This window comes from Olsenella sp. HMSC062G07 (assembly GCF_001811895.1).
GTDB classification, from domain to species: Bacteria; Actinomycetota; Coriobacteriia; order Coriobacteriales; family Atopobiaceae; genus Olsenella_F; species Olsenella_F massiliensis.
In genome coordinates this window covers 994,723-1,021,273 of the sequence record NZ_KV806951.1, presented here as the reverse complement: position 1 = coordinate 1,021,273, position 26,551 = coordinate 994,723, and the positions used below count along the sequence as shown (strand labels likewise).

The following is a 26,551-nucleotide window of genomic DNA, read 5'->3' as shown; positions in this document are numbered from 1 at the left end:
GCTAGGAGACCTCCGCGTAGCTTCCGAGGTGCCGAAACTCCTCGCAGACGTCACCGAGCTCCTTGACCAGCCGCCTGAACGCGGGGGAGGCGGCGGGGCACGCGACGTCAAAGTAGAACATGAACTCGAAGTCGCGGTTGGGGATCGGACGGCTCTCGAGCTTGGTGATGTTGATGTCCAGGGCGAAGAAGATGCCCAAAACCCGGTAGAGGGCGCCCGGGCGGTGACGGACCACGAGCATGAGCGAGCTTCTGTCGGCACCGGGATAGATGGTGAGACCCTTTGCGATGCAGGCGAAGCGCGTGTAGTTGTTGTCGTTGTCCTGGACGTTTTTGGCGAGCGCCCTGAGGCCGTAGAGCTCCGCGCACTCGCGCGAGGCCAGCGCGCAGACGCCCGGCTCGTCGCTCTGGGCCACGAACCTGGAAGCCAGGGCGGTGTTGCGCGTCACGTGCACGCGCACGCCCGGCAGCGTGGCGAGAAACGCCTCGCACTGACGGATGGCCTGCTCGTGGCTATAGACGTCCGTGACGTCCTGGAGCCTGGTTCCAGGCTTGGCGAGGAGATTGTGGTTCACCTTGACGCGACAGCTCCGCACGATGTGGACGTCATGGCGCATCATGAGGTCATAGACCTGGTTGACGGTGCCGGCCGTGCTGTTCTCCAGGGGCAGGATGCCAAAGTCGCAGGTCCCGGCCTCGACGGCCTCAAACACGCCCTCAAAGGACCCAACGTAGTCGATCTGGGCGTGACTGAAGATGCGCTCGGTCGCGATCTGCTGGTAGGCGCCCTCGACCCCCTGGGTCACCACGAGCGCGTCGGTGGGAAAGAGCGCGGGCGCCACGGCCAGCGCCTCGTCGATGGCCTCGACGGCGGGCGACGTCGCGCCCAGTATGTCGCCCTGCCGCGTGCGCGAGGCCTCCATGAGGAGCTCCATCAGGGCGGCGGCATGGCTTTTCAGGCCCTCGGGCACCCGCCGGCGGGCGTCGGCGACCACGCGGCGCTCGCGGGCGCGGTCAAGAACGGGCAGGTGGTGCGCCGCCTTGTAGGCGGCGACGTCCGCCGCGAGCTCCGTGCGCCTCACCATGAGGTCGAGCAGGGCATGGTCGATCTCGTCGATCTTGTCGCGGACGTCCTCGAGTTGCTCCATGGCGTCAGTCTCCCAGTCAGTCGTGGCGGGCGGTCTCGGCGGGTGCCGGCTCGGGCGGGTACGAGAGCCAGGCGTCCAGGACGGTGAGAGCGCAGAGCGCCTCGACGACGGGGACGGCCCTCACGGCGACGCAGGGGTCATGGCGACCGCGCACCGCGAGCTCGGCGTCCTCTAGCGTGACGAGGTCCACCGTGCGCTGGGGAGCGGCGATGCTCGGGGTGGGCTTGACGCCCACCCTGACCACGACCGGCGCGCCGGTGGTGATGCCGCCCAGGATGCCGCCGGCGTTGTTCGTGACGGGCCGAGGCCGGCCGTCGCGCATGCGGTAGGGGTCGTTGTTCTGGCTCCCGCGCAGCTCGCTCGCCGCAAAGCCACGCCCAAACTCGACGCCCTTGACGGCGGGGATGCCAAAGAGGGCGCGGGCAAGGAGGTTCTCCATGCCGTCGAACGGGGGGGAGCCGATGCCTGCGGGCAGGCCTGTGACGACGCACTCGATGACGCCGCCGACCGAGTCGAGGTCCCTGCGAGCCTCGTCGATCGCCTCGAGCATGCGCGCGCCGGCGTCTGCGTCGAGGGTGGGCGGCTGTGCGCCCCAGCGCGCCTCGAGGACGTCGATCTGTCGGTCAAGGCGTGCGAGGCCCTCGGGTTCGGCGGAGAGGGTCGAGAACCCCTCGTCACGCACGTCGGCGACAGACGCAAGGTGCCCCGCCACGCGCACGCCCCTGGCGGCGAGCTGCTGGAGCGCGACGCCCCCCGCGACGCACAGCGGCGCCGTCAGGCGCCCGGAGAAGTGCCCGCCGCCCAGGACGTCCTGGTTGCCGTGCCACTTGGCCCAGGCCGTGAGGTCGGCGTGACCGGGGCGGGGGAGGCGGCGCAGCTCGTCGTAGTCGCGGGAGCGCGTGTCGGCGTTCTCGATCACGAAGGCCAGCGGCGCCCCGCACGTCGCGCCTCGCTCGTTGAGGCCGGCGACGAAGCGCGGGCGGTCGGCCTCCCTGCGCGGCGTGGCCCAGGGACCCTGGCCGGGGGCCCGACGCGCCATGAAGCGCGCGAGCCTTCCCTGGTCGATGACGAGGCCGGAGGGCAGCCCCTCGACGACGCCGCCGATGGCGGGAGAGTGGGACTGGCCAAAGACGCTGACGCTGAGGGTCGTGCCAAGGGAGGAGGGCATGGCTACTCCTTGCAGTTCTCGGCGATGCCCCCGAGCTCGCGGAAGTCATCGAAGAAGCCGGGATAGGACTTGGCGACGCACTCGGCGCCGCGGATGGTCGTGGGGCCCTGCGCGTAGGCGGCCGCGACGGCGGCCATCATGGCGATGCGATGGTCGTTCGCGGCATCGACGACGCCGCCGGCGAGTGCGGGGACGCCCCGGACGGTGATACTGTCGCGTTCGGCCGTGACGTCGGCCCCCATCGCGGCGAGCGCCGCGCGAATGGATGCGATGCGGTCCGACTCCTTGAGGCGCAGGCGTGCCGCGCCGCTCAGATGGGAGGTCCCGCTCGCGTAGGCGCACTGCGCGGCGATGGGGGCGGCGAGGTCGGGGATGTCGGCGACGTCCACGTCGAGGGCGCGCAGGGTGCCGCCGCGGACGGTGAGCGCCCCTCGTGCCCACGACGCGCGCGCGCCCATCGCGGCGGCGACATCGACGATGACACGGTCCCCCTGACTGCTGGCGGGCGTAAGGCCCCTGACGGTGACGCCGCCTCTCCCCAGCGCCCCGGCGGCGACCCAGAAGCCGGCGCAGGACCAGTCGCCCTCGACGGAAAGCTCGCCGGGCGAGACGGGACTGGCGGCGGGGGAGGGCCTCAGGACGAGGTGCCCCTCCCTCCCGTCCTTGACGTCCCCTTCGACCACGTCGATGCCGAAGGCCCTCAGGGCCTCGATGGTCATGTGCAGGTACGACAGCGACTCCACGGGCCTGCGCACGGCGATGACGAGGGGGTCGCCCATGACTGCCGATGCGAGCAGCAGACCCGACACGAACTGCGAGGACACGTCGCCGGGAAGCTCGAAGCGTCCCCCACGCAGACGGCCCCGCACGGCCAGGGGCAGCTCGCCTTGGGGTCCCAGCCGCACCCCATGCTCCGTGAGCCGCTCGTACAGGGGCGAGAGGGGGCGTTGTGCCAGCCTGCCGCGACCGACGAGCGAGCCGGACGTGCCCAGGGCGGCGAGCACGGGGAGCATGAAGCGTAGGGTGGAGCCCGACTCCCCGCAGTCGAGCACGGCGCCCGCGCGGACGACGGGGACGCCCTCGCGACGCCGGACGGGTTGCACGACGAACCCCCGCCGCGTGCGCGCGACGCGGGCGCCGAGGGCCTCGAGGCAGCGGACCGTGGCGTCGATGTCCTTTGAGCTTGTCGAGCAGCGCAGGTCGCAGGGGGCGTCCGCGAACGCGGCGAGCAGCAGGAGCCGGTGGGCCATCGACTTGGAGGCGATGGCGTCGAGCGAGCCCGAGAGGGGATGGGGGCAGATGCGCACGTCCATCGGCGTCAGATCCCGCAGCCCAGGTCGATGAGCTCGGCAAGCTCGTCAAGGCGCACGGTGCGCACCTCGACCTGGCCGATCTTGCGAGGCACCACGACGTTTAGCGTCTCGCCGTGGCGCTTCTTGTCGCGGGTGGCAAAGTCCACGAGCGCGCGGTGGTCGGCGTCGGTGTCCGTGGGCAGCCCCAGGGAGGCGACGAGGGCCTCGATGCGACGGGGGACCTCGGCGTCGCACCAGCCGCGCGTCGCCGACGCCCGGGCCATGGCGCACAGGCCCACGGCCACCGAGGAGCCGTGGCCCAGCCCAAAGGAGCTCGCCGCCTCGACGGCATGGCCGATCGTGTGGCCCAGGTTGAGGGTCTGCCTGGCGCCGTGCTCTCGCTCGTCCCCCTCGATCACGTCGCGCTTCGTCCTGACGTTGCGCGCCACGACCCACGAGAGGAGCTCATGGTCGGGCTCGTCGAGGTCGAGAGGCGTGGCCTCCAGGCGCTCGAAGAGCTCCCGGTCGCGCAGGACGCCGTACTTGACGACCTCGCCCAGCGAGTCCCTGAGCAGCTCGGGCGTGAGGGTGTCCAGGCAGTCCATGTCGGCGACGACCGCCGCGGGCTGCCAGAAGCTCCCGGCGAGATTCTTGCCCGCAGACAGGTCCACGGCGCACTTCCCGCCCACCGAGGAGTCGACCATGGCCAGCAGCGAGGTGGGCACCTGGACGTAGTCGATGCCGCGCAGGTACAGAGAGGCCGCGAGCCCCGCCATGTCGCCCGTGACGCCCCCGCCGACGGCGACGACGACGTCGTCGCGGGAGAGCCCTCCGGCGGCGAGCCCCTCAAGCAGGACGGCCAGGGTGCCCATGGTCTTGGAGGCCTCGCCCGCCTCGAAGACGCTCAGCGTGGCGGCAAGGCCCGCGTCCGCGAGCGAGCGGGCGACGGCGTCAGCAAAGAGCGGGGCCACGTTGGAGTCCGAGATGACCTGCGCCCGCGTCGCGCGGGGGCAGGCGTCCCTGACGATGCCGCCGACCTCATCGAGCAGGCCTTCTCCCACATGCACCAGGTAGTCCCTCGACGTCGTCGTGACCGTGATCGTCGTCTCGCTCATCGTCCCTCGATCTCCCTCTTCAGGCGGTCGCCCTCGACAAGCAGGCGCTCGAGCCTCTCGCCGTCCCGCGCGTCGATGGCGTCCTTGTACTGTCGCAGGTTGTCGATGAGCGTGCCGATCTCGCGCGAGAGGTTGTCGGCGTCATCGAGGAAGAGCTCACGCCACATGGGCGCGTTGAGGCGGGCCACCCGGGTGAGGTCGCGGTACGACCCCGCCGAGAAGCCGGCGTGCTGTCGGGCGGACGGGCTCTTGACGTAGGCGTTCGAGACCACGTGGGCCAGCTGGGAGGTGAAGGCGACCACCTCGTCGTGACGCTCCGCGGTGGTGACGGTGAAGCGCCCGAATCCGCAGGGGGCCAGCAGGCGCTCGATGCGGTCGAGAAGGTCGAGGCGCTCCACGTCGTCCATGCCTGCGGGGGGCACCATGACCATGGGGGCGCCCCTGAACAGGTTCGCGCGCGAGTGCGCGTAGCCCGAGAACTGCGTCCCCGCCATGGGATGGCATCCCACGAAGTGCCAGTCGTGGCGCGCGGCCATCGGGAGGCAGGCGTCGCAGACGGCCCGCTTGACCCCCACCGTGTCGATGACGACGGCGCCCGGCGCCACGAGTGCCTGCCTGCGTCGCAGCCAGTCAACGCTCACCCGGGGGTAGCCCGCCAGGATGATGAGCTCGCAGCTGCGGACCAGCTCGTCGGTGAGCCTGCCGTCCACGACGTCCACCATCGCGAGCTCGAGCGTGGCGTCGCTGCGGTCCCACGCGTACACCTCGCGTCCCGCCGCGTGCAGGGCGCGGGCAAAGGACCCGCCTATGAGACCAAGGCACACCACCCCCACGCGTCCGGGGACGAAGCCCTCCCCGTGCCCGCCGCGCGCCGCTCGCGCCTCGTCGTCCTGTGCCATGCCTAGCCCTCCTCGTCCGCCCTGACGGCCTCCCTGACGAGCGCGATGCGCCGCATGGCATCGGCGAACTGCCGAGGCGTCAACGCCTGGGCGCCGTCCGACCAGGCCTCGCTGGGATGGTCATGGACCTCGACCTCGAGCCCGTCGGCACCTGCCGCCACGGCCGCGTAGGCGATGGGGCGCACGTAGCGGGCGTGTCCCGTGGCATGGCTGGGGTCGCCGATGACGGGAAGGTGGGAGAGGCGGTGGAGGACGGGTATCGCGTTGACGTCAAAGGTGTTCCTCGTGCGCGTCTCGAAGGTGCGGATTCCTCGCTCGCAGAGCATGACGTTGGGGTTGCCCTCGCTCATGACGTACTCCGCCGCCATGAGCAGCTCGTCGATCATGAGGCCCGACCCGCGCTTGAGCAGGACGGGCACCTTCGTCTTTCCAACCTCCCTGAGCAGGGCGAAGTTCTGGGAGTTGCGCGCGCCCACCTGCATGACGTCCACGCCCTTGTCGAGGAAGGTCTGGACGTCGCGGGGGTCCATGACCTCGCTGACCACCGGGAGGTCGAGCTCGCCGGCGACCTCCATGAGAAGGTCGAGGCCCCGCTCGCCCATGCCCTGGTACGAGTAGGGGCTCGTGCGCGGCTTGTAGGCGCCTCCCCGCAGCAGCCCGGCGCCTGCCGCCTTGACGGCGCGCGCGATGGCACTGAGGCCCTCGCCCTCGACGGAGCAGGGGCCGGCGATCACCTGGAAGCTGCCGCCCCCGACCAGGACGCCGTGGCCGCAGTCTATGACGGTGTCTTCGGGATGGAACTTGCGGTTTGCCTTCTTGAAGGGCTCGGAGACGCGGCGCACCTGGTCAACGATGTCCAGCGACTCGAGGAGGAGGGGGTCGATCTGCGTGGTGTCGCCGATGATGCCCACGATGGTCTCGCTGGCGCCCTGCGACACGTTGGTCTTGAAGCCGCGCCTCTCGATCCACGAGACGAAGTGGTCGAGCTGGTCCTGCGTGGCGGTCTCGTTGATGATGGCGATCATGTGCGGCATCCGCCCCCTCGTCGGCACCGACGGCGCCGGTCCATATGAATGGGCCGGCCGCGCCTGATGCGCGGCCGGCCACAGACATGTCTGGTGACCCCAGTGGGGTTCGAACCCACGACCTTTCGCTCCGGAGGCGAACGCTCTGATCCACTGAGCTATGGGGCCATGCGAGAAGAGATTATAGCGAATGTGGCCCGCGCGGGTGCGTGTTGCGTGATAATCATGGCGCAGAAGACGACAATTCACATTGTTACGGGAGCCGCCATGCCATCCATCGTTGAGTCCCTCAGCGCCGAGACCTTCAGCACGGCCGTCATCGACGCACGCAGGCCCAAGACCCTCGAGGCGGGCGGCGTCCGTCGTCGCTACGTCGACGTGAGCGCAATCCCGGGGGCCGACAGGCTTCCCCGTGCCCTCGTCATCCTGCTTGAGAACTGCGTGCGCCGCGCCCGCACGGACGACGACGCGGTGCGCTTCGCCCGTCGCGTCGTCGAGGCGGGCCTCGCCGGCTCCCAGGGCGAGGAGATCGAGTTCATGCCCGCCCGCGTGCTCTTTCAGGACTTCACCGGCGTCCCCGTCTTCGTTGACGTCGCCGCCATGCGCGACGCGATGGTCGCCCGCGGCGGTGACCCCTCCCGCGTGAACCCGCGCATTCCCTGCACGCTCGTGGTGGACCACTCCGTCGTCGCCGACTGTGCCGGCGAGCCGGACGCGGCCGAGCGCAACGAGGCGCTCGAGGCCGAACGCAACGCGGAGCGCTTCGCCTTCCTCAAGTGGGCGAGCACGGCCTTTCAGAACGTCGACATCGTCCCTCCCGCAGGCGGCATCTGCCACCAGCTCAACATAGAGCGCTTCTGCACCGTCGTCGGGACCGACGCCTTGGCCGCCGGCGAGCTTGCCTGCTTTGACACCCTGGTGGGCACGGACTCCCACACCCCCACGGCCAACGGCCTCGGCGTCCTGGGCTGGGGGGTCGGCGGCATCGAGGCGGAGGCCGCCGCCCTGGGCCAGCCCATCTCCCTGCTCGTTCCGCCCGTGGTCGAGCTCAGGCTCGTCGGAGCCCTGGGTGACGGCGTCTCGGGCATGGACCTCGCCCTCACGGTCGCCAAGCTGCTGCGAGACGCCAAGGTCGTCGGGGCGCTCGTCGAGGTCACGGGGGAGGGGGTCGGCGCCCTCACGCCCACGCAGCGCGCCTGCGTCGCCAACATGACGCCCGAATACGGCTGCACGACCACGCTCTTCCCCGTGGACGAGGCGGCCCTCGACTACCTCAGGCTCACGGGCCGGCCGGCCGGCGACGTCGACTTCGCAAAGGCCTACCTGCGCGCCGAGGGGGTCTTCGGCACCCGGCGGGGCCGTCGCTACGCCCGCACCCTAAAGCTCGACCTCGCCCGGGTCACGACCTCCCTCGCCGGCCCCTCGCGCCCCCACGCCCTCGTCACGCCCGCCGGGCTCAGGGAGCGCTTCCGCCGCGCGGCGGAGGAGCATGGCAACGGCGACCTGACGGCCCGCTTTGACGTCACGGTGGGGGGGACGACCCACTCGCTGGGCCACGGGACGCTCGCCCTGGCGGCCATCACCAGCTGCACCACGGCGACCGACCCCGCCATGATGGTCGCGGCGGGGCTCCTCGCCCGGCGCGCCGTACGTCGGGGCCTGAGCCCCAAGCCCTGGGTCAAGCGCATCTTCGCGCCGGGAAGCCACGCCACGGAGCTCACCCTCGCCCGCGCCGGGCTTACGGAGCCCCTCTTCAGGCTCGGATTCTTCACCTGCGGCTTTGGCTGCATGAGCTGCATCGGCAACTCGGGCGAGATCGACGCGGGCCTCAAGGCGCAGGCGAGCCGCATGGAGCTCACGAGCGTCCTGTCGGGCAACCGCAACTTTGACGGGCGCATCTCGCCCGACGTCGCCCAGAACTACCTGTGCCAGCCGGCGCTCGTGGTCGCCTACGCCCTGGCGGGAACGCTCGACATCGACCTGTCACACGAGCCCGTCGGCATCGCCTCGGACGGACGGCCCGTCATGCTGCGCGAGCTCATGCCCACGAGCGAGGAGCTGTCTCGGGTGCTCTCGGAGGTCCTCTCGCCAGACCTCTATCGCGAGGGGACCCGAGGCCTCTTCGAGGGCTCTGAGACCTGGCGACGGATCAAGGTGCCCGAGGGCAGCACCTTCGCGTGGGACGAGGCGTCAACCTACATCCGTCGCGCGCCCTACTTCGAGCTTGCCAGGCCCGCCGACGTGGTGACGATCGAGGGCGCGCGCATCCTGGCGCTGCTGGGCGACTTCGTGACCACCGACCACATCTCGCCCGCGGGCACCATCGTGGCGGACGCCCCCGCTGCGGCCTACCTGCGCGAACACGGCGTGGCGGAGCGGGACTTCAACAGCTACGGGAGCCGGCGGGGCAATCATGACGTGATGGTGCGAGGCACCTTCGCCAACGTCCGCCTCGAGAACGCGCTGGCCGATGGTCGCAGGGGCTGGTGGACCACCGACCAGCTCGACGGGCGGGTAAAGCCCATCTTCGACGCCGCCGAGCACTATCGCTCCCGGGGGGTCGCCTCCGTGGTCGTGGCCGGCAGGATGTACGGCTCGGGGTCCAGCCGCGACTGGGCGGCGAAGGGACCCCTGCTTTTGGGCGTGCGCGCGGTCATCGCCGAGAGCTTCGAGCGCATACATCGCTCCAACCTCGTCCAGATGGGCATCGTGCCCCTCGAGTTCACGGACGGCCAGTCGGCGTCCTCGCTCGGCCTCAGGGGAGACGAGCTCATCGACGTCGGGCCCATCGACCTCTCTCGGCCGACGGGCGCACCTGCGCGCTGCCGGGTCGTGGCGCGCGCCGACGACGGTCGCGCGACGGCCTTTGAGTGCCGCGTCAGGATCGACACGCCCATGGAGGGCAGGTTCGTCGCGCGCGGTGGCATCCTCCCGTACGTGCTCGACCAGATGACGTAGCGGGCGTGCGCCCCTGCCACCAAGGAGAAGGAACGTGATTTGTCCAAACTGCGGCACCCATGTCCCTGACGACGCGCTGCGCTGTCCAGCGTGCCGTTGCGACCTGGGCAGGACGACTGCCCTGCCGCGCCCCCAGGGCGTCTGGTGCGCCCGCTGCGGCGCCCTCGTGCCGGACGGCGCCGGCGCCTGCCCCAGCTGCGGCTTTCCGGTCCCGACGCCACCTCGCCCGCCCGTCGGCCGCCCCCGGACGATCACGTCCGGCAATCGCGCGGCGCCTGCGCCCGACCCCGCCCTCGATTTCGCGGGAGCCTCCGACGACTCGCCCGCGGCGCCGGCAGACGACTCGCCCGCTTCGGCGATGCCCGACGCGGCCCTGCAGCTCCCGCTCGTCCGCATCGAGAGCGCCATACCCTCCGAGCCCGTCCCCGGCACGGGGGAGGGGCCCGTCGACCACCTGCCCCGCCTGAGGACGTTCGTCGCCGCCCTCGTCGCCGCCCTCGTCGTCGTGGGGGGCGGGGCCCTCGTCATCACGCATCCCTGGGACCCCGGCGCCAGCGACTCGCGGGCAAAGACGAGCGCCGACACCTCCATGGCGGGGTTTCCCGGCGTGGTGACCGAGCTGAAGGGGCAGGACGGCCGCGCCCCCGCCGCGCGTGACGTCAAGAGCGGGGACGAGGCCACGCTCGCCAAGCTCACGGACGTCTACGCGCAGCTGGGTACGCTCAGGGACAGGGTGGACGCCAACGAGCGCCTCTACGCGAGCGTGGCCGCCTCCGCCGACCGGGCGGCCCGCGACGAGGGCAAGGCCGCCGCCGACCAGCTGTCGCTTGACATCTCGAACTTGATCCTGTCCATCGCGGACATCGACGTCACGTCCGGCACCTACGCGGCCGACGCCCAGAACATGTCGACGCTGGGCAACTACCTTCGCAACAGGATGGACGCCCTCGACGCCTGCTGGCGTCGGGCCCTTGCGGTCGAGGACCCCGCGGCGCGCGCCGACGAGATAGCGGGCTATCTCTCGTCCTCGGCGGCGGCAAGCTGGAAGGGCCAGTTTGACCAGGCCTATGAAGCCATGGCGCCCCAGGTCCGCTAGCTGCGGGCGGGGCGCCCCCGTCCTCTGCCGAATATGTGAACGGAGGGGATGCGCTGATAGAATATCGTGAGGAAATCATGTCTCCGCAGCCGGTCTGCGGCCGTCACGAGGGGGAATCTGCGCATGGGCCTTTTTGGCGATACGCTGCACACGCCCGGCTACGAGCTCAGCGGGCACGAGATCGCCGTCTTTGACACGAGCCAGGGCACGATTCGCGTGAGCTTGGACGGCGCGGGCGCGCCCATCCACGTTGCCAACTTCTGCGAGCTTGCGAGCGCCGGCTTCTATGACGGGCTCAAGTTCCATCGCTACGTGCCCGGCTTCGTGATCCAGGGGGGCTGCCCCAACACGCGCGAGATGGACCCTGGGGACGTCGCCGCCGGCAAGGCGGGCCCCGACGGCCGACCCGGGACGGGCGGCCCCGGCTACTGCATCCACGAGGAGTACAGCACCAACCCTCGCAACAGCCACGTTGACGGCGCGCTCGCCATGGCGCGCTCCCAGCTGCCCAACTCGGCGGGCTCCCAGTTCTACTTCTGCCTGGGCCCCCAGCACGGCCTCGACGACGGCTACACCGTCTTCGGGACCACGAGCGAGGGGATGGATGTCATTGGCAGGCTTCGCGCCGGCGACGTCATCAACTCCATTAGAATAGAGGGCTAGGGACTTCTTGGCCCTGACGCCTAGTTTGGGAGGTTAGCGTGAATCAGCAGGCATTCGACGCAGGCAAGGCCGCGCTTCAGCGCGGCGACGTGCCTGAGGCAGTACGGCAGCTCAGCGCGGCGAAGGGCCCCGGCGAGGTGTCAGGCGCCGTGGACCATCAGCTGGGCAACTGCTTCATGAGGATGGGCCGCTACGCCGACGCCGCACGCTGCTACGCCGACGCCCTCCAGGACAGGTCCTACGGGCATGCCGGCGCGCTCGCGTGCAACCGCGGTCGCGCCCTGCTGGCCGCCAACCGTCCCCAGGAGGCGGTCGCATCCCTCACGATGGCCGTCAAGGACGAGGGCTACCCGACGCCCTACAAGGCCTACCTGGCCCTGGGCGACGCCTACAAGCGCCTGGGCAACGTCCGCGAGGCGGGCGTCGCCTATCGCAGCGCCGCCATCGACGAGAACAATCCCAACCCCTCCGCCGCCCTGCGCGAGCTGGGTGGGTCGTTCATGCAGATGGGCCGTGCCGTGGACGCGGTCGAGGCCTATCGCACCGCGCTCGACTTCTCCCAGCCGCTCGGCGGGCAGAACGCCATCTATGGCGACCTCGGCCTGGCCTACGTGGCCGCCAACCGCATGAGCGAGGCCGTGGACGCCTTCGCCCACGCGACGGCCGACGGCAGCTACCAGCTGCGCCCCGAGGTCCAGGCCGCCTACGACGCCGCCCAGAAGGCCGTTCGCGCCATCCAGGGCGGCGGCCCCTCCGAGACGGACGCCTTCCTCGCCGCCGCCGGCTACGGCGCCGGCGTCGACCCTCTCGACCCCACGGGAGCCACGGGCGAGTTCATGCCCTCTCCCGAGGACACGGGCTTCTTCTCCGTCACCGAGGCGGAGCTCGTCGAGCAGGACCGGCACGACCGCAAGATTCGCCGCAAGCACAAGCACCGCGGCCTCAAGGCGTTCCTCATCCTGCTGCTTTTGCTCGTCCTCGTCGCAGGCGCCCTCGGCCTCGCCTTCTACCGGGGCTACGGCTGGCCCATGCAGGACAGCGTCGTCGAGAGCCTCTTCAGCGCCAACGCCTCGGGCGGCGACGTCACGCCGTATCTCGCCGCAGGCGTCTCGGACGAGCAGCGCGCGCAGATTCAGACCCTGCTTCCCACGACCGTGTCCTCCGTCGGCGTCAGCGACGTGACTCGCTCCATGACGAGCTCGCAGCTGACCGCCACGGCAACGCTTCCCGCCGGCGGGGCCCAGCAGTACCATGTCACGCTCGTGCGCGACGGCATCGGCTGGAAGGTCTCCTCCGTCGAGGTCGCCTACGCCTCGCGGACCGAGGACTCGACCACCGTCTCCCCTGACTCGTCCGTCGGCACGTCCACCGGCACCATCTCGTCAACCACGACGTCGAACTAGGCCTGGCGGGCCCGCCGCCCGCCGATGCGATTGGATAGAACCAATGTCGATTCTCGACTCGCTCTTCGGTGAATATGACGGGGACCTTGCCATCGACCTCGGCACCGCCAACACGCTGGTGGCGGCCAGGGGTCAGGGCATCGTCCTCAACGAGCCCTCCGTCGTCGCCATCGACCAGAGCGCCGACCGCGTGCTCGCCGTCGGTGCCGACGCGAAGCGCATGATCGGCAGGACCCCCGGGTCGATCATCGCGGAGCGTCCCCTCAAGGACGGCGTCATCGCCGACTTTGACGTCACCGAGGTCATGCTGCGCTACTTTATCGAGAAGGCCCGCGGCACGCGGCGCTATCCCTGGTCGCCGCGGCCGCGCGTCGTCGTCTGCGTGCCCTCTGGCGTCACCTCCGTCGAGAAGCGCGCCGTCTTCGAGGCCACGATCTCCGCCGGCGCGCGTCAGGCCTACCTCATCGAGGAGCCCATGGCCGCCGCCATCGGCGCCGACCTTCCCATCGAGGACCCGACGGGCTCCATGGTCGTCGACATCGGCGGCGGCACGACCGAGGTGGCCGTCATCGCCATGGGCGGCATCGTCGTCTCCCAGTCCATCCGGACGGCCGGCGACGAGTTTGACCAGACCATCCTCGAGCACGTCCGTGACGCCTACAACCTCTCCATCGGGGAGCGCACCGCAGAGGACATCAAGATCAAGGTCGGCTCCGCCGCGCCGCTGGCCGAGGAGCTTGACGTCGAGGTCAACGGCCGTGACGTCCTCTCGGGCATGCCCAAGGCCGTTCGCATCGAGTCCGAGGAGATTCGCCGCGCCCTGGACAAGCCCCTTGACGCCGTCACGAAGGCCGTCAAGGACGCCTTGGACGTCACCCCGCCCGACCTGGCGAGCGACCTCATGTACTACGGCGTCCTGCTCACGGGCGGCGGCGGCCTCCTGAGGGGTCTTGACCAGCGCCTGCGCGACGAGACGGGCGTGCCCGTCAACGTGAGTCCCACCGCCCTCGAGAACGTCGTCAACGGCTGCGCCAAGGTCCTCGAGGCAAACGCCCTCGCCGGCGCCTTCGTGCAGAGCGAGAACCTGTAGGCCATGGCGCGCAGGGGAGGCGGGGGCCGGGGCATGCCCGACCTTCGCAGAAGCGACTCCGATTCGGGTGCGAGGCTCTTCGTGGTTCTGCTGGCCCTCTCGCTCGTCATGTTCACGATGAGCGCCCGCGAGAACGGTTCAGGCCCCTTTACGGCCGTGCGCGGCGGCTTCATGACCGTCACGACGCCCATCCGCTATGTGGGCTCGATGCTCACGATGCCCTTCCAGGGGATCGGCAACGTGGTGGGCAACCTCACGGCGGGCCAGGAGACCCTCTCGGACCTTAGGGGTCAGAACGAGCGTCTTCAGGCCGAGAACGCGCGGCTCAGGGAGGAGGCCCAGGCGGCCGGGCGCCTCCAGGACCTCCTCAAGCTCCAGAGCAGCTACGACCTTCAATCGACGGCGGCGCGCATCATCGCGGCCTCCACGGACTCGTGGTCGCGCACCGTGGTCATCGACAAGGGGACCAGCTCGGGCTTTGCCGTGGGCATGCCCGTCACGGACTCGACCGGCGTCATAGGGCAGATCGTGGAGTGCGGCGCCACCTCCTCCACGGTGCGGCTTTTGGGTGACGAGAACTCGAGCGTGTCGGCGATGATCCAGTCGAGCCGCGCCCACGGCGTGCTCACGGGGTCGGCCGACGGGACGCTGCGCCTGACGCTCATCTCCGCCGACCAAAGCGTCTCGGTGGGCGATTCGGTCGTCACGAGCGGCCTGGGCGGCGTCTACCCCAAGGGGCTTCCCATCGGCAGGGTCCTGTCGGTCAACAAGAGCGAGGGCGACCTGTACTACAGCATCGTCGTCGAGCCCCTCTCGTCCACCGAGAGCTTTGAGGAGGTCCTGGTCATCACCTCGCTCACGGAGGGGCAGAAGGCGAGCGCCGACGACATCGCCGCGGCGGACGCGCAGGACGCGTCCGTCGTCAGCGAGGCCGCGCCGCCGGCCGACGAGACCGATACGGGGCCCAAGGACGCCGCGGGCACGACGGCCGCGTCGTCGGCGACGTAGCGCCCCGCGGGCGACGAGAAGGAGGAGGGGGCAGACATGCAGGTACATGACACCAACAGGCATCGGCGCGACAGCTCCCTGCTCGCCCTCGCCTGCCTCGTGCTCCAGATAGCGCTCGCGCCCAACCTGGCACTTGCCAACGGGCACATCAACTTCGCCCTCGTCTTCTGCGCCGTCATCTCGCTGACGGTCGGGGGCAGCTGGGGCGTCCTGTGCGGCTTTGTAGCGGGCCTCGTCTTTGACCTGTGCACCACCGGGCCGGTGGGCCTGATGGCCTTCCTGCTGACCGTCGCCTCGTTCGTCATGGGCATGGAGAGCAGGAATCGCCTGCAGGACGACTCGTCGGCCGCCATGATCCTGTTCTTCATCGTCTGCTTTGGCGTCTGCTTCGCCTACAACCTCGCCATGCTCCTCGTGGGCCAGGCGAGCTCCGTCGTGGACGTCCTCTTCCTGAGGAGCCTGCCCACCTTCCTGCTGACCTCGCTCACGTTTTTGCCCTTTGCCTACGTCCGCTCTCGCGGGTCCCTTCGTCTTCTGGGCCTCGGCGCGCAGGCGCGCAGGCACGGCGGCAGACGCGGCCTGAGAAAGCGCTAGGGTGAGCTCGTGAGTCCCGTCATCCTCGTTATCATCGTCCTGCTCGTCATCCTCGCCTGCCTCGTCGCCGCCTTTGTTATGCTCGGCAGGGGGACGACGCGCTTTACCTTTGACATCGGCGGCGGGGTGCCGCGCGCGTCGGGCGGCAACGACAGCTCTGCCGAGACGGGCTTCAAGAACCGCCTTCTCGGCCTGAGCGTCTTTGCCGGCTCCGTCATAGGCGCCCTCCTCCTCAAGCTCTGGTCCATGCAGCTGGTCTCCGCCGACGACTACAGCGCGCAGGCCGAGAGCAACCGGACGCGCACCATCTCGGTGGTCGCGCCGCGCGGCCGCATCCTCGACCGTCACGGCAGCGAGCTCGTCTCCAACCGGGCAAGCCTGTGCGTGGTGGCCAAGTCCGACGTCGCCGGCGACGCCATCGAGGTCAAGCTGCTCGCCAACCTCATCGGCATGCCGGCGATGGCCGTCAAGCGCAAGATCGAGAGCACGAGCGAGGGCGCCCAGAGCATGAGGACCGTCGCCGAGGACGTGTCGCGGCGCATCGTCGCCTACATCGACGAGCACACGAACCTCTTTCCGGGCGTCCAGGTGACCCAACGGACCCAGCGGCTCTATCCCAACGGCAGCCTGGCCGCCCACGTGCTGGGCTATACCGGCGCCATCACGGCCGACCAGGTGGACGCCCTCGGCAAGGCGTCGGGGGGCTCCATCAGCTACGAGCTGGGCGACACGGTGGGGCAGGCGGGCATCGAGTACCAGTACGAGAGCGTCCTGCAGGGCATCAAGGGGACGCAGACCGTCTACGTCGATGCGGACGGCAACATCCTGAGCACGTCGAGCAAGGTCGAGCCCCAGAGCGGGTCCGACATCACGCTGACGATCGACAAGGACGTCCAGGCCGCCGCCGAGGCGTCCCTGGCGGGCCACATCAAGCGCCTGCACGACGCCGGCAGGCAGGACTGCAACGGCGGCGCCGTCGTGGTCCTGGACGCCACGAACGGCGACGTGCTGGCCCTGGCGAGCTATCCCACCTATTCGCCCAACGTCTTCGTGGGCGGCATCGCCAACGACGACTGGACGGACCTGTCGTCGGACGCCGCCAACAACCCCATGCTCAACCGCGCCATCGCCGGCCAGTACCCCTCGGGCTCGGTCATCAAGCCCCTCACCGCTTTCGCCGCGCTCAACTACGGCATCGCCACGGACGCCTCGACCTACGTCTGCACCGGGTACTGGACGGGCTTCGGGACGGGCTCGGGGCAGTACTGCTGGAACAAGTCGGGGCATGGGTCCATGACGCTCGAGACGGGCATCGTCAACTCCTGCGACGTCGTCTTCTACGAGATCGGCAAGGGCTTCTTCTACGCCGATGACCCCGAGGGCATGCAGGAGACGTTCCGCTCGTGGGGCCTGGGGTCCAAGGAGGGCATCGACCTGCCGGGCGAGGCGGCGGGACGCGTTCCCGACGCTGCCTGGAAGAGGGACTACTACGCCTCTTACAGCTCGGACGACAGCAGCTGGAAGGGAGGAGACGACACCAACCTCGCCATCGGCCAGGGCGACCTGCTCGTGACGCCGCTCCAGATGTGCTGCGTCTACGCGGGCATCGCCATGGGCGGGACCGTCTACAAGCCTCACCTGCTCAAGTCCGTGGACGCCGCCGTGGGCGCGGGCACGGTCATCGACTACAAGGCCAGCGAGACATATCAGGTCAACGAGGCGGACGACAACCTCTCCCTCGTCAGACGCGCGCTCAAGGGCGTCATCTATCAGGAGTCGGCGGCCCAGGCCTCGCACTTCACGACGCTCCCGGTAACGGTGGCGGGCAAGACGGGCTCGGCCGAGACGGCCAAGAGCCAGCCCGACGGCTGGTTCGTCGCCTACGCGCCCTATGACGCGCCCCGCTACGTGATAGCCGCGACGATCGAGTACGGCGGCTACGGCAACGAGGGCGCCATGCTCGTGGTCCGTGACGTCCTGGGCCAGATCTATGACTGCCCGGACACGTCCACCCAGCAGACTTCCAGCGGAGAGAGGTAGCATGGCCCGGGGAACCAACATGGGGGAGGCGCTCGGCTCGGTCGTGAGGGGCGCGGGCATGGCCGTGAGTCAGGCCATGGAGAAGAACCTCCGGAGCCCTCGGGCGGGAGGCAGCGCCCGCAGCCGCTCCAACTTCTACCGACCGCAGCTGCTGGCGGCGCTCGGCCTCGTGGCCTTCGGGGCGCTCGTCATCTGGACGGCGTCGCTCACCATTGCCGACGCCTCCTTCCCGCGCCACTGCGTCGGCATCGTCCTGGGGCTCGTCGCGGCGTTTCTCGTCTGGCGCTATGACTATCGCGTGCTCGGCAACGCGTCGCGGGCCCTTTTCATAGCGGACGTCGCGCTCATGATGCTGCCTCTCGTCCCGGGACTGGGCTGGTCGGCGAAGGGCGCCACGGGCTGGGTCAAGGTGCCCTTCATTCCCTTGACCTTCCAGCCCTCCGAGTTCGCCAAGCTGGCGACCATCTACCTCATGGCGGCCTTGGGCGCCGAGTACAACGGGCACATCGAGACGCTCAAGGACTACGTCAAGCTCTGCGCCGTCCTCGTCGTCCCCTTTCTCATCATCCTGCTCCAGCCCGACCTCGGGACGGGGCTCATCGTGCTGGTGACGGGAGCCTCCATCATCATCTGCTCGGGCGCGAGGCGCAGCTGGGTCATCGTCACGATCGTCCTCATCGTGCTCTTTGCCACCCTCGTCGTCGTGACGTCGATGACGCCGGGCCTGCCGCACCTGCTCAAGACCTATCAGCTCAACCGCCTCACCGTGTTCGTCAACTCCTCGGTCGACCCGGCGGGCAACGGCTATAACCTGCAGCAGGCCAAGATCGCCGTGGGTTCGGGCGGCTTCTTTGGCAAGGGCGTCGGCAACGCCACGCAGGCGGGCAGCGGCTTCTTGCCCGAGGCTCACACCGACTTCGTCTTCGCCCTGCTCGCGGAGGAGTTTGGCTTCATGGGGTCCGTGGCGATGCTCGCGCTCTTCGCAGTCATGATCCTCTCGACGATCGCCCTCGCGCAGCGCGTGGAGGCGCCCTTCGGCAAGCTCGTGCTCGCCGGCGTGGCCACCATGTGGTCGTTCCAGCTCCTCCAGAACGTGGGCATGTGCATAGGCATCATGCCCATCACGGGCATCCCCCTCCCGTTCATCAGCTACGGCTCCTCCTCCATGATGGCCCAGCTCACCGCCGTGGGCATGGTACAGTCTGTGTGGCGTCACATCCCCAAGACGGCGTAGGCGCCCGCCCGCGCCGCCGCCCACATCAAGGAGCCACCATGGCAAAGAAGTCCGTGTTCTCGCCCGCCGACGTCGCCGACATGTTCGGGGCGGGCCGCAGGGCCGAGCAAGATCGCACGCGGAGCGTCAACGTCACGATCATGGCGCCGGCCTCTGGCGGCGACGCCTCGCTCACGCAGGCGGTGCGGTCCGCCTTCGTGCCTCAGCTCGTTACGTCCTCCATAACGGTGCGTCCCCTCTCGGCCCTCCCTGACCCGGCGTCGTTCGACGCCGACTGGTGCGTCATCCTTCCGGACCCCAGCGGCACGACCGCCGCGGCGGCCGCGCGCGCGGCGGCGTCGGCCATGGTGGCCGCCTGCGTGGTCGTCGAGTCGAGCCTGGAGGAGCGCGACCTCGGGCTTGCGCCCGAGCTCGAGGGACTCGTCACCTACGTCGTCGCGAGCGACCCCGCGCGGGCCCTGGACGAGATCGCCTCGTGGGCGCTCGCGGCGCGGCCCGAGAAGGCCGTCGCGTTCGCCGCCAACTTCCCCTTCGCCCGCGCGCGGGCGGTTGAGGCCATCGTCGCGCGCTGCGCGCGCGAGAACGCCCTCGTGGGCACCGTCGCGATCATACCGGGGGCGGACCTGCCCGTGATGACGCTGAACCAGGCGAAGATGGCGCTCGAGATCGCCGCCGCGTGCGGCGAGGAGCTCAGGATCGCGAGCGTCGCCGACCTCGCGGGGGTGCTGGGGGCGGGATTTGCCTACCGTGCGCTCGCGCGCGCCATCGTCGGGGCCATTCCCGGCATCGGCTGGGCTGTCAAGGGGGGCGTGGGCTACCTGGGCACGCAGGCGACGGGGCGGGCCGTCGCCCGTCGCTACGGCCAGCGTCTGGCGGGCGTGCCGTCTTTGGGCGACGTCGCGACGGGGCTCGCCGACGCCGCCGTGCGCGCGCGACGTCTTCTCAGGCGCCCGACGGCTCCGGGCAATCAGCGATGAGGCTCGAGCGTCGCGACCGCTTTTCCGAGCTGGAGGCCCTGCTGTGGTCCGTCGAGAAGCCGGTGCGCTACCTGGACCACGAGTGGGGCGCCTGCGCGGACCAGGAGGGCCCCTTCCACGTCTGCCTGCTCTATCCCGACGTCTACGAGGTGGGTCAGCCCAACCTGGGGCTCTCCATCCTCTACGGCGCCGTCAACGCCGCCGAGGGCCTGTCCTGCGAGCGTTCCTACCTGCCCTGGACGGACCTGATCGACCTCATGCGCGCCAACGACGTGCCGCTCCTCTCGCTTGAGACGTCCTCACCGGTCGCGAGCTTTGACGTCGTGGGGTTCACACTCGCCCACGAGCTGGCCTGCACCAACATCCTCGAGGCGCTTGACCTTGCGCGCATCCCCCTCAGGTCATGCGAGCGCGCGGAGGATGACGCGATCGTCGTCGCGGGAGGTCCCTCCGTCTGGAACTGCGAGCCCGTCGCGCCCGTCTTTGACGCCATTCTGCTCGGGGACGGCGAGGAGGCTCTCGTCGAGATGTGTCGCGTGGTGCGAGAGGGCAGGGCCGCCCGCCGGTGCCGTCGCGACATCCTGCGCGCGCTCGCGCGCGTCCAGGGGGTCTACGTCCCCGCGCTGTATGACGTGGTCGTGGACGAGCGCTCCACGCGCTGGGGCCGAGCGGTCCCCAGGCCGGGCGAGGACGTGCCGCACATCGTCCTCAAGCGCTCCCTCGCCCGACTCGACAGGTCGGACCCCCTTCCCCAGAAGATCGTTCCCTACCTGCCCGTCGTGCAGGACCGACTGGCCATCGAGGTGCTCAGGGGCTGCTGCAGGGGGTGTCGCTTCTGTCAGGCGGGGATGACCTACCGGCCCGTCCGCGAGCGGCCGGCAAAGCAGGTGGTCGCCGCCGCCTGCGACGGCCTGACCAAGCTGGGCCACGACGAGGTGTCGCTCACCTCGCTCTCGACGACCGACCACTCGCAGTGCGCCGCCATCCTGCATGAGCTCAACGCCGTCCTGCGGGAGCGGGGGGTGCGCGTGTCCATACCCTCCCAGCGGCTCGACTCCTTCGGCGTTGACATGGCGGCGGAGGGCGCGGGGTCAAAGCGCGGCGGCCTCACCTTTGCCCCCGAGGCCGGCAGCCAGCGCCTGCGCGACGTCATCAACAAGAACGTCACCGACGAGGACATCGACGCCGCGGCCGCCAACGCCTTCAGGGTGGGCTGGCGGCGCATGAAGCTCTACTTCATGATGGGGCTTCCCACGGAGACCGACGAGGACGTGCTGGGCATCGCGCGCACGGCCGCGCGCGTGCTCGAGCTGGGCCGCTCCCTGGTCGGCAGGGCGGGCAGGTCGAAGGTGTCGGTGTCCGTCTCGGTGGCCGTCCTCGTCCCCAAGGCGCACACGCCCTTCCAGTGGGCGGGCCAGCTTCCCCTGGCACAACTGCGCCGCCGTCAGGAGCTGCTGCTTGCGGCCAACCGCGACCGCGCCGTCAAGATCTCCTACCATGACGCCGAGGTCTCGCAGGTGGAGGCCGTCCTGTCACGGATGGGCCGGCAGGGCTTCGAGCTCATCTTGGAGGCCTGGCGGCGCGGCTGTCGCTTTGACGCCTGGATGGACCAGTTTTGCTATGAGGGCTGGGTTGCCGCGGCCGGGGCGTGCGGGCTCGATTTGGACGAGATCGCCTCGACGCCCCTGCCCGTGGACGCGTCCTTGCCCTGGGACCACACCTCGCCCGGCGTTTCCAAGGGCTACCTGCAAAGCGAGTGGCGTCGGGCCCAGGAGGGCCTCACCACGCCCGACTGCACGATGACGGCGTGCACGGGCTGCGGCGTCTGTCCCGTCCTTGGGGTCGACCACGCCCTGGCGGGTGAGCGCCATGCCCAGTAGGGGAGCGAGGAGGCAGGACCAGTTCAGGCTGCGCGTGCGCTACCGCAAGGACGGCCGCCTCGCCTTCCTGGGTCACCTTGAGGTCATCAACACCGTCAACCGCTGCGTGCGGCGCTCAGGCCTGCCCTTTGCCGTGGGGGCGGGCTTCGCCCGCCGCATGCGCCTGCAGTTTTCCCAGGCGCTGCCCGTGGGGGCCTCGTCACGGGAGGAGTTCTTTGACCTCTGGCTCACCGAGCGCGTCGGGGCCGATCGCGCCCTCGCGGCCCTCGCAGGGGCGACGCCTGCCTCGCTGGCCCCCTCCCAGGCCGGATACGTGGCTCACGAGCTGCCGTCCCTCGAGGCCTGGCTCGTCCGCAGCCTCTGGCGCGTGGGCTTTCTGGGTCCCGTGGACGAGGTCGCCCTGGCTCGCGGCCTCGCCGAGCTTGAGGGGCGCGGGGAGTTCAGCTACCGTCGGGGCGACGCGCTCAAGCGCGTCTCGCTCCAAGACACGCTCATGGGCTGGTGGCAATGCGGGAGCGGGGCCTCGACGACGCTCGAGCTGAGCTGCGCCACGGGAGCCGCCGCTGCGCTGAGGCCGCGGGCCCTGGTGACGGCGGCCCTCGCCTCCCAGGGCGTGGCGGACGTCCCCGCCCTGAGGGTGGAGCGCCTTGCCCAGTGGCACGAGCAGGACGGTCGGCGCATGTTCGCCCTCGTGCCGGACGGGGGCCCGGACCACCTCCCACCTCGCGATCGGCACGAAAAATGACCAGGCTGTGAAGCCGCTTTCTTGTTGACGTCACAGCACTGCGCTGGTAAAGTTAAGTGCTGTTGCACGTACCGGCATCATTGAAGGGTAAATCATGTACGCAATCGTTACCACTGGTGGCAAGCAGTATAAGGTTGCCAAGGGCGACATCATCGATGTCGAGAAGCTCGACGCGCAGCCTGGCGACACGGTCCAGCTTGACGTCCTCATGCTCAATGACGGCACGCGGACGGTCGTTGACGCTGCCACGCTCGAGGGCAAGAAGGTCAGCTGCGAGGTCGTCGATCAGTTCAAGGACAAGAAGGTGCTCGTCTTCAAGCTCAAGAAGCGCAAGCGCTATCACCGCACCCGCGGCCATCGTCAGAACCTGACCAAGCTGCAGGTGTCCGAGCTCCCCGAGCTCGCGTAGCGTTTGGCAACCCAGCGAAAGCAGATAGGCAGGTACTACCATGGCTCACAAGAAAGGCCTCGGCTCCTCCCGTAACGGCCGCGACTCCAACTCCCAGCGTCTGGGCACCAAGATCTTCGGCGGCCAGGCCATCAAGACCGGTCAGATCATCGTCCGCCAGCGCGGCACGCACATTACCCCGGGCGACAACGTCGGTCGCGGCAAGGACGACACGCTCTTTGCCCTCGCCGACGGCGTCGTCGAGTTCACGAAGGGCAAGAAGCACTACGTGCACGTGCGCACGGCATAGATGCGTCCCAGAGCGTGCGGGGCTCCCTGCGGGGAGCCCTTTTTGTTTCGACTTGGCTACCACCAGGCGTCTGAGGCCGCCCGGGGTGCGGGATGGGCCTATGCTACGCACAGGATAGGGAACCAGAGATGAGAGGGGAGGTCGCCATGCTTGCGAGCGCGTCCAGGGTCATGCGTGGGGCATGGTGGCACGACAGTCTTCCTCCTGGTCGACCGTAGGTCGAGTCCCTCGTCCATGCGACGCCAAGGGCTCCCGGGTTGACCGGGGGCCCTTTTTTGTCGCCCCTCCCGGACGCCTCGCCTCGTCGCTCATCCGCCCGCGCACGACCAGACCAAGAAGGAGAGCATCATGTCAGACGTCATTGAACCCCGCACCGTCACCACCACTTCCCAGAACAAGTCAGGCACTCTCGACGTCGCCGCCCTCGTGCTCGTCGCCATCCTGCTCGCCGCCGGATTCGTGCTCAACCTGACGGTGGGCAAGGCCCTCGGCGCCACGGGCATCCAGCCCGAGTTCGTCATCGCCGCCTACTGCCTCGCCATCCTCATCATCCGGCCCACGGTGGGGCAGACGATCGTGATTGCCCTGCTCGCCGCCACCGTCATCCAGATCACGACCTCCGCACCCGGCGTGGAGTACCTGTGCGACGTGCCCGCCTCCCTCATCATCCTGCTCGCCTCGCGCCTGACGGGGCGCGGCGGGGCCGGCAAGGTCGTCATCCCCTTCGTGGGGTCGTTTCTCACCACGGCGGTGTCGGGCATGATCTTTGCCGGCGTCGTCACCCTCGTCATCCGTGCGGTGCCCGTCTCCTTCGTCGCGATGATGCCCATCGTGTTCGGCACCGCCGTCGCCAACGCGATCATCGTCGCCCTCCTCTATCTGCCCCTCAAGAAGGCTGCCAAGCGCTAAGCTAGGTGTTCGTGGAAGGGTCGCCGTGCGGCCCTTCTACGGAACGGCCCGTCTCGACGCACGAAGGGAAGGAGCGGCGTGCCCAGCACTGACCACAACGCGCCCGGCATTGATTCCGGCGCGCCCATGGTGAGCCTCGAGCGGGTCTCGTTCACCTACGAGGGCGAAAAGCGCCCCGCCGTGCGAGACCTGTCCCTCTCCATACCCCGAGGCGACCTCCTCGGCATCATCGGACCCTCGGGCTCGGGCAAGACGACGCTTGCCTCCATCCTCTCGGGCGCGGTGCCGCATCACTTCGCGGGCGAGTTCAGGGGCGTCTGCCGCGTGGACGGGCTCGACACCTGCCAGGTCCCGCTCACGGACGTGTCGCGCAGGGTCGGGTCGGTCCTCCAGGACATCGACGCGCAGATGGTCGCCGCCAACGTCGAGGACGAGCTCCTCTTTGGGGTCGAGAACTTCGGCGTGGCCCACGACGAGATTCCCGACCGCGTGCGGGAGGCGCTCGCGACCTGCGGCATCCTCGACCTCGCGCATCGGGACATCGCCACGCTCTCGGGCGGCCAGAAGCAGAAGGTCGCCATCGCCGCGATCCTGGCCCTGAGGGCGCCCGTCATGGTGCTCGACGAGCCCACCGCCGCCCTCGACCCCGTCTCGTCACGGGCGGTCTTTGACACCCTGCGCGAGCTCGTGACGAGACAGGACATGACCGTCATCGTCATCGAGCAGAAGATCGCGCTGCTAAGCGAGTACTGCGACCATCTGGCCGTCATGGACGACGGCGGCGTCGCCCTGCACGGCACGCCGCGCGAGGTTCTGGCGCACGGCGACGAGCTGCGTCGCATCGGAGTGGACTCGCCTCGGGTCACGCGCGTCTCGAACCAGTTCGTGGCCCGTGGCCTCATCGGCGCGCCCGAGGTCTGCCTTACGGTGGGCGAGGCGGAAGACCTCGTCTCGCGCGTGGTTGGACGCGCCGCCGCCGACCGGCCGCGCCCCGTCGCGCCCTTCCGCGCCGCCCAGGGACCTGGGACGCTCCGGGCGGCGTTTGAGGCCGTCCTGAGCTTGGAGCACGTCTCGTTCACGTACCCGGGCAACACCGCCTCGCTCGTGGACGTGAGCCTGGACGTGCGCCCCGGCGAGCTCGTCTGCGTCATCGGACAGAACGGGGCGGGCAAGACGACGGCGACGAAGCTCATGAACGGCCTGCTCAAGCCCTCGTCAGGACGGGTTTGCATCACGGGGCTCGATACCGCCCTCACGCGCACCAGCGAGATCGCCCGCCATGTCTCCACGCTCTTCCAGGACCCCGACCGTCAGATATGCAAGGGAAGCGTCGTGGAGGAGGTCGCCTTCAGCCTCGAGCTGCTTGGCGTCCCGCGGGACGAGGCGCTCCGTCGCGCGGCGGACACGGTCGACCACTTCTCGCTGCCCGCGTCGGCGGCGCCGTTCTCGCTCGGGCGCGGGCAGCGCCAGATCGTTGCCCTCGCCTCCGTGGTCGTCACGAACCCCCAGGTCCTCATCCTGGACGAGCCCACGAGCGGGCTTGACTACCGAGAGTGCATGGTCGTCATGGACGCCGTCTCGGCGGCTCGCCAGCAGGGCTGCGCCGTCGTCATGGTCTGCCATGACATGGAGGTCGTGTCGGACTTCGCCACGCGGCTCGTCGTCATGGCCGACGGCCGCGTCATCGCCGACGGCGACGTGGCCGACGTCTTTGCCGACGAGCGCGTCATGCGCGCCGCGAGCGTGCGGCCCCCCGAGATAGCGCGTCTGGCGCGCAGGCTCTCCGAGCGCGTCTCGCCCGCCTATGGACGTGCGCGCGAGGTCGCGGACGTGGTCCTCGTCACGGAAGGTCTGGTGGCATAGTGTCCAGCGTGCTTGACTACAGCGGGGGGACGACGCTTCTGCATCGGTGCAACCCGATCTCCAAGATGGCCCTCGCGGTCGCCTTCTGCGTCGCCACGTTCCTCGCGGACTCCTACCTCGCCCTCGTGGGCCTCATCGCCCTGGTCGTGCTGCTCGGCGTCTACGCCGGGGTCGCGCGGCGCGTCCTGGCGATGCTCGGCGCCTTCCTGGTGCTCGCGTGCTTCATGACGCTCGTCCAGACGCTCATCGTGCGCAGCGGCGACCACGTCGTGCTCTGGGTGACGAGCGACGGTCTTGCCCTCGGCACGCACGTGGCGCTCCGGCTCGTGGCCTTCGCGCTGCCGCTCATGACCATGCTGGCCATCACGCGCTTTTCCGACCTCGCAAATGCCGCCTGCGAGGTGCTGCGTCTGCCGTATCGCTACGCCTTCACGCTCACGACGGCCCTGCGCTTCGTGCCCATCTTCACCGATCAGATGGAGCGCATCATGGAGGCGCAGACGGCTCGCGGCGTGGAGTTTGACACGAGAAACCCCATCCGCAAGCTCATGCTCATGCTGCCCCTCATCGCCCCGCTGCTCATCTCGTCGGTCGGGAAGGCCGACGACACGGCCCTCGCCGCCGAGGAGCGCGGCTTCTACCTGAGGACCCGCGACTCCTCCCTCAAGCGATACCCCTTCAGGCCCGTCGACGTGCCCGTCCTGTGCCTTGCCGTGGCGCTCGTGGTCGTGGGCGTCCTCTTCTAGT

23 protein-coding genes and 1 tRNA gene are annotated in these 26,551 nt (G+C 69.6%); 17 read left to right on the top strand and 7 right to left on the bottom strand.

All coding sequences use genetic code 11. The features are described from left to right. Position 1: 1 nt before the first annotated feature. From HMPREF2826_RS07765 to HMPREF2826_RS07735, 7 genes are all read right to left on the bottom strand, one after another. Positions 2-1,147: a bifunctional chorismate mutase/prephenate dehydratase gene (locus HMPREF2826_RS07765; RefSeq protein ID WP_070640726.1), complete on the bottom strand. Its 1,146-nt coding sequence runs from the start codon at positions 1,145-1,147 to the stop codon at positions 2-4. A gap of 16 nt (positions 1,148-1,163) precedes the next feature. Then, entirely contained in the window at positions 1,164-2,315 is a 1,152-nt protein-coding gene (gene aroC, locus HMPREF2826_RS07760; RefSeq protein ID WP_070640724.1) for a chorismate synthase, read from the bottom strand. Positions 2,316-2,317: 2 nt separating this feature from the next. Further along, positions 2,318-3,628 (bottom strand): 3-phosphoshikimate 1-carboxyvinyltransferase, encoded by a 1,311-nt coding sequence (gene aroA, locus HMPREF2826_RS07755; RefSeq protein ID WP_070640722.1) that lies wholly within the window; start codon positions 3,626-3,628, stop codon positions 2,318-2,320. 5 nt (positions 3,629-3,633) lie between these two features. Continuing rightward, positions 3,634-4,722 carry a 3-dehydroquinate synthase gene (gene aroB / locus HMPREF2826_RS07750; RefSeq protein WP_070640720.1) on the bottom strand — a complete coding sequence of 363 codons (1,089 nt, stop codon included), beginning with the start codon at positions 4,720-4,722 and terminating at the stop codon, positions 3,634-3,636. Beyond that, the gene (locus tag HMPREF2826_RS07745) at positions 4,719-5,621 is read right to left on the bottom strand and encodes a prephenate dehydrogenase (RefSeq protein ID WP_070640718.1); all 903 of its coding nucleotides are present in this window, start codon (positions 5,619-5,621) and stop codon (positions 4,719-4,721) included. The genes aroB and HMPREF2826_RS07745 overlap by 4 nt, the downstream gene beginning before the upstream one ends. Positions 5,622-5,623: 2 nt before the next feature. Further along, positions 5,624-6,646 (bottom strand): 3-deoxy-7-phosphoheptulonate synthase, encoded by a 1,023-nt coding sequence (gene aroF / locus HMPREF2826_RS07740; protein ID WP_070641273.1) that lies wholly within the window; start codon positions 6,644-6,646, stop codon positions 5,624-5,626. A gap of 91 nt (positions 6,647-6,737) precedes the next feature. Beyond that, a tRNA-Arg gene (locus tag HMPREF2826_RS07735) sits at positions 6,738-6,814 on the bottom strand. 99 nt (positions 6,815-6,913) lie between these two features. On the opposite strand from HMPREF2826_RS07735, the gene acnA reads away from it, so the two are divergent. The 17 genes from acnA to HMPREF2826_RS07650 all read left to right on the top strand — a co-directional run bounded on the left by acnA (position 6,914) and on the right by HMPREF2826_RS07650 (position 26,550). Next, positions 6,914-9,604 carry an aconitate hydratase AcnA gene (gene acnA / locus HMPREF2826_RS07730; protein ID WP_083307333.1) on the top strand — a complete coding sequence of 897 codons (2,691 nt, stop codon included), beginning with the start codon at positions 6,914-6,916 and terminating at the stop codon, positions 9,602-9,604. 34 nt (positions 9,605-9,638) lie between these two features. Then, positions 9,639-10,700: a zinc ribbon domain-containing protein gene (locus HMPREF2826_RS07725; protein ID WP_070640716.1), complete on the top strand. Its 1,062-nt coding sequence runs from the start codon at positions 9,639-9,641 to the stop codon at positions 10,698-10,700. A gap of 123 nt (positions 10,701-10,823) precedes the next feature. Then, positions 10,824-11,363: a peptidylprolyl isomerase gene (locus tag HMPREF2826_RS07720; protein ID WP_070640715.1), complete on the top strand. Its 540-nt coding sequence runs from the start codon at positions 10,824-10,826 to the stop codon at positions 11,361-11,363. Positions 11,364-11,401: 38 nt separating this feature from the next. After that, positions 11,402-12,766, top strand: a complete 1,365-nt coding sequence (locus HMPREF2826_RS07715; RefSeq protein ID WP_070640713.1) for a tetratricopeptide repeat protein — start codon at positions 11,402-11,404, stop codon at positions 12,764-12,766. A gap of 43 nt (positions 12,767-12,809) precedes the next feature. Next, positions 12,810-13,856 carry a rod shape-determining protein gene (locus HMPREF2826_RS07710; RefSeq protein WP_058270302.1) on the top strand — a complete coding sequence of 349 codons (1,047 nt, stop codon included), beginning with the start codon at positions 12,810-12,812 and terminating at the stop codon, positions 13,854-13,856. A gap of 33 nt (positions 13,857-13,889) precedes the next feature. After that, positions 13,890-14,864, top strand: coding sequence for a rod shape-determining protein MreC (gene mreC / locus HMPREF2826_RS07705; RefSeq protein ID WP_246824718.1), 975 nt, complete (start codon positions 13,890-13,892; stop codon positions 14,862-14,864). A gap of 36 nt (positions 14,865-14,900) precedes the next feature. Then, positions 14,901-15,458, top strand: a complete 558-nt coding sequence (gene mreD / locus HMPREF2826_RS07700; protein WP_058270304.1) for a rod shape-determining protein MreD — start codon at positions 14,901-14,903, stop codon at positions 15,456-15,458. 9 nt (positions 15,459-15,467) lie between these two features. Beyond that, positions 15,468-17,498: a penicillin-binding protein 2 gene (gene mrdA, locus HMPREF2826_RS07695; RefSeq protein WP_070640709.1), complete on the top strand. Its 2,031-nt coding sequence runs from the start codon at positions 15,468-15,470 to the stop codon at positions 17,496-17,498. Positions 17,499-17,574: 76 nt separating this feature from the next. Next, positions 17,575-18,732 (top strand): FtsW/RodA/SpoVE family cell cycle protein, encoded by a 1,158-nt coding sequence (locus tag HMPREF2826_RS07690; protein WP_371440587.1) that lies wholly within the window; start codon positions 17,575-17,577, stop codon positions 18,730-18,732. 38 nt (positions 18,733-18,770) lie between these two features. Further along, complete coding sequence (locus HMPREF2826_RS07685) at positions 18,771-19,709, top strand: hypothetical protein (protein WP_070640707.1); 939 nt, start codon at positions 18,771-18,773, stop codon at positions 19,707-19,709. After that, complete coding sequence (locus tag HMPREF2826_RS07680; RefSeq protein WP_070640706.1) at positions 19,706-21,589, top strand: TIGR03960 family B12-binding radical SAM protein; 1,884 nt, start codon at positions 19,706-19,708, stop codon at positions 21,587-21,589. Before HMPREF2826_RS07685 ends, HMPREF2826_RS07680 begins: the two co-directional genes overlap by 4 nt. Further along, positions 21,579-22,334 (top strand): TIGR03936 family radical SAM-associated protein, encoded by a 756-nt coding sequence (locus tag HMPREF2826_RS07675; protein ID WP_083307332.1) that lies wholly within the window; start codon positions 21,579-21,581, stop codon positions 22,332-22,334. Before HMPREF2826_RS07680 ends, HMPREF2826_RS07675 begins: the two co-directional genes overlap by 11 nt. Before the next feature lie 94 nt (positions 22,335-22,428). Next, complete coding sequence (gene rplU, locus HMPREF2826_RS07670; protein WP_070640702.1) at positions 22,429-22,743, top strand: 50S ribosomal protein L21; 315 nt, start codon at positions 22,429-22,431, stop codon at positions 22,741-22,743. A 40-nt stretch (positions 22,744-22,783) separates the two neighbouring features. Further along, a complete protein-coding gene (gene rpmA, locus HMPREF2826_RS07665) occupies positions 22,784-23,032 on the top strand; it encodes a 50S ribosomal protein L27 (RefSeq protein WP_058270310.1) in 249 nt (82 codons plus the stop codon). Between the two features lie 348 nt (positions 23,033-23,380). Next, complete coding sequence (locus HMPREF2826_RS07660; RefSeq protein ID WP_070640700.1) at positions 23,381-23,941, top strand: hypothetical protein; 561 nt, start codon at positions 23,381-23,383, stop codon at positions 23,939-23,941. A 78-nt stretch (positions 23,942-24,019) separates the two neighbouring features. Then, positions 24,020-25,804, top strand: a complete 1,785-nt coding sequence (locus tag HMPREF2826_RS07655; RefSeq protein ID WP_371440580.1) for an ABC transporter ATP-binding protein — start codon at positions 24,020-24,022, stop codon at positions 25,802-25,804. Beyond that, positions 25,804-26,550 (top strand): energy-coupling factor transporter transmembrane component T family protein, encoded by a 747-nt coding sequence (locus tag HMPREF2826_RS07650; protein ID WP_070640699.1) that lies wholly within the window; start codon positions 25,804-25,806, stop codon positions 26,548-26,550. The genes HMPREF2826_RS07655 and HMPREF2826_RS07650 overlap by 1 nt, the downstream gene beginning before the upstream one ends. Position 26,551: the final 1 nt, after the last annotated feature.

Coding starts and splice junctions, on each gene's coding strand:
- HMPREF2826_RS07765 (WP_070640726.1), bottom strand. CDS start 1,147: ATGGAGCAACTCGAGGACGTCCGCGACAAGATCGACGAGATCGACCAT.
- aroC (WP_070640724.1), bottom strand. CDS start 2,315: ATGCCCTCCTCCCTTGGCACGACCCTCAGCGTCAGCGTCTTTGGCCAG.
- aroA (WP_070640722.1), bottom strand. CDS start 3,628: ATGGACGTGCGCATCTGCCCCCATCCCCTCTCGGGCTCGCTCGACGCC.
- aroB (WP_070640720.1), bottom strand. CDS start 4,722: ATGAGCGAGACGACGATCACGGTCACGACGACGTCGAGGGACTACCTG.
- HMPREF2826_RS07745 (WP_070640718.1), bottom strand. CDS start 5,621: ATGGCACAGGACGACGAGGCGCGAGCGGCGCGCGGCGGGCACGGGGAG.
- aroF (WP_070641273.1), bottom strand. CDS start 6,646: ATGATCGCCATCATCAACGAGACCGCCACGCAGGACCAGCTCGACCAC.
- acnA (WP_083307333.1), top strand. CDS start 6,914: ATGCCATCCATCGTTGAGTCCCTCAGCGCCGAGACCTTCAGCACGGCC.
- HMPREF2826_RS07720 (WP_070640715.1), top strand. CDS start 10,824: ATGGGCCTTTTTGGCGATACGCTGCACACGCCCGGCTACGAGCTCAGC.
- HMPREF2826_RS07710 (WP_058270302.1), top strand. CDS start 12,810: ATGTCGATTCTCGACTCGCTCTTCGGTGAATATGACGGGGACCTTGCC.
- mreC (WP_246824718.1), top strand. CDS start 13,890: ATGCCCGACCTTCGCAGAAGCGACTCCGATTCGGGTGCGAGGCTCTTC.
- mreD (WP_058270304.1), top strand. CDS start 14,901: ATGCAGGTACATGACACCAACAGGCATCGGCGCGACAGCTCCCTGCTC.
- HMPREF2826_RS07690 (WP_371440587.1), top strand. CDS start 17,575: ATGGAGAAGAACCTCCGGAGCCCTCGGGCGGGAGGCAGCGCCCGCAGC.
- HMPREF2826_RS07685 (WP_070640707.1), top strand. CDS start 18,771: ATGGCAAAGAAGTCCGTGTTCTCGCCCGCCGACGTCGCCGACATGTTC.
- HMPREF2826_RS07680 (WP_070640706.1), top strand. CDS start 19,706: ATGAGGCTCGAGCGTCGCGACCGCTTTTCCGAGCTGGAGGCCCTGCTG.
- HMPREF2826_RS07675 (WP_083307332.1), top strand. CDS start 21,579: ATGCCCAGTAGGGGAGCGAGGAGGCAGGACCAGTTCAGGCTGCGCGTG.
- rplU (WP_070640702.1), top strand. CDS start 22,429: ATGTACGCAATCGTTACCACTGGTGGCAAGCAGTATAAGGTTGCCAAG.
- rpmA (WP_058270310.1), top strand. CDS start 22,784: ATGGCTCACAAGAAAGGCCTCGGCTCCTCCCGTAACGGCCGCGACTCC.
- HMPREF2826_RS07660 (WP_070640700.1), top strand. CDS start 23,381: ATGTCAGACGTCATTGAACCCCGCACCGTCACCACCACTTCCCAGAAC.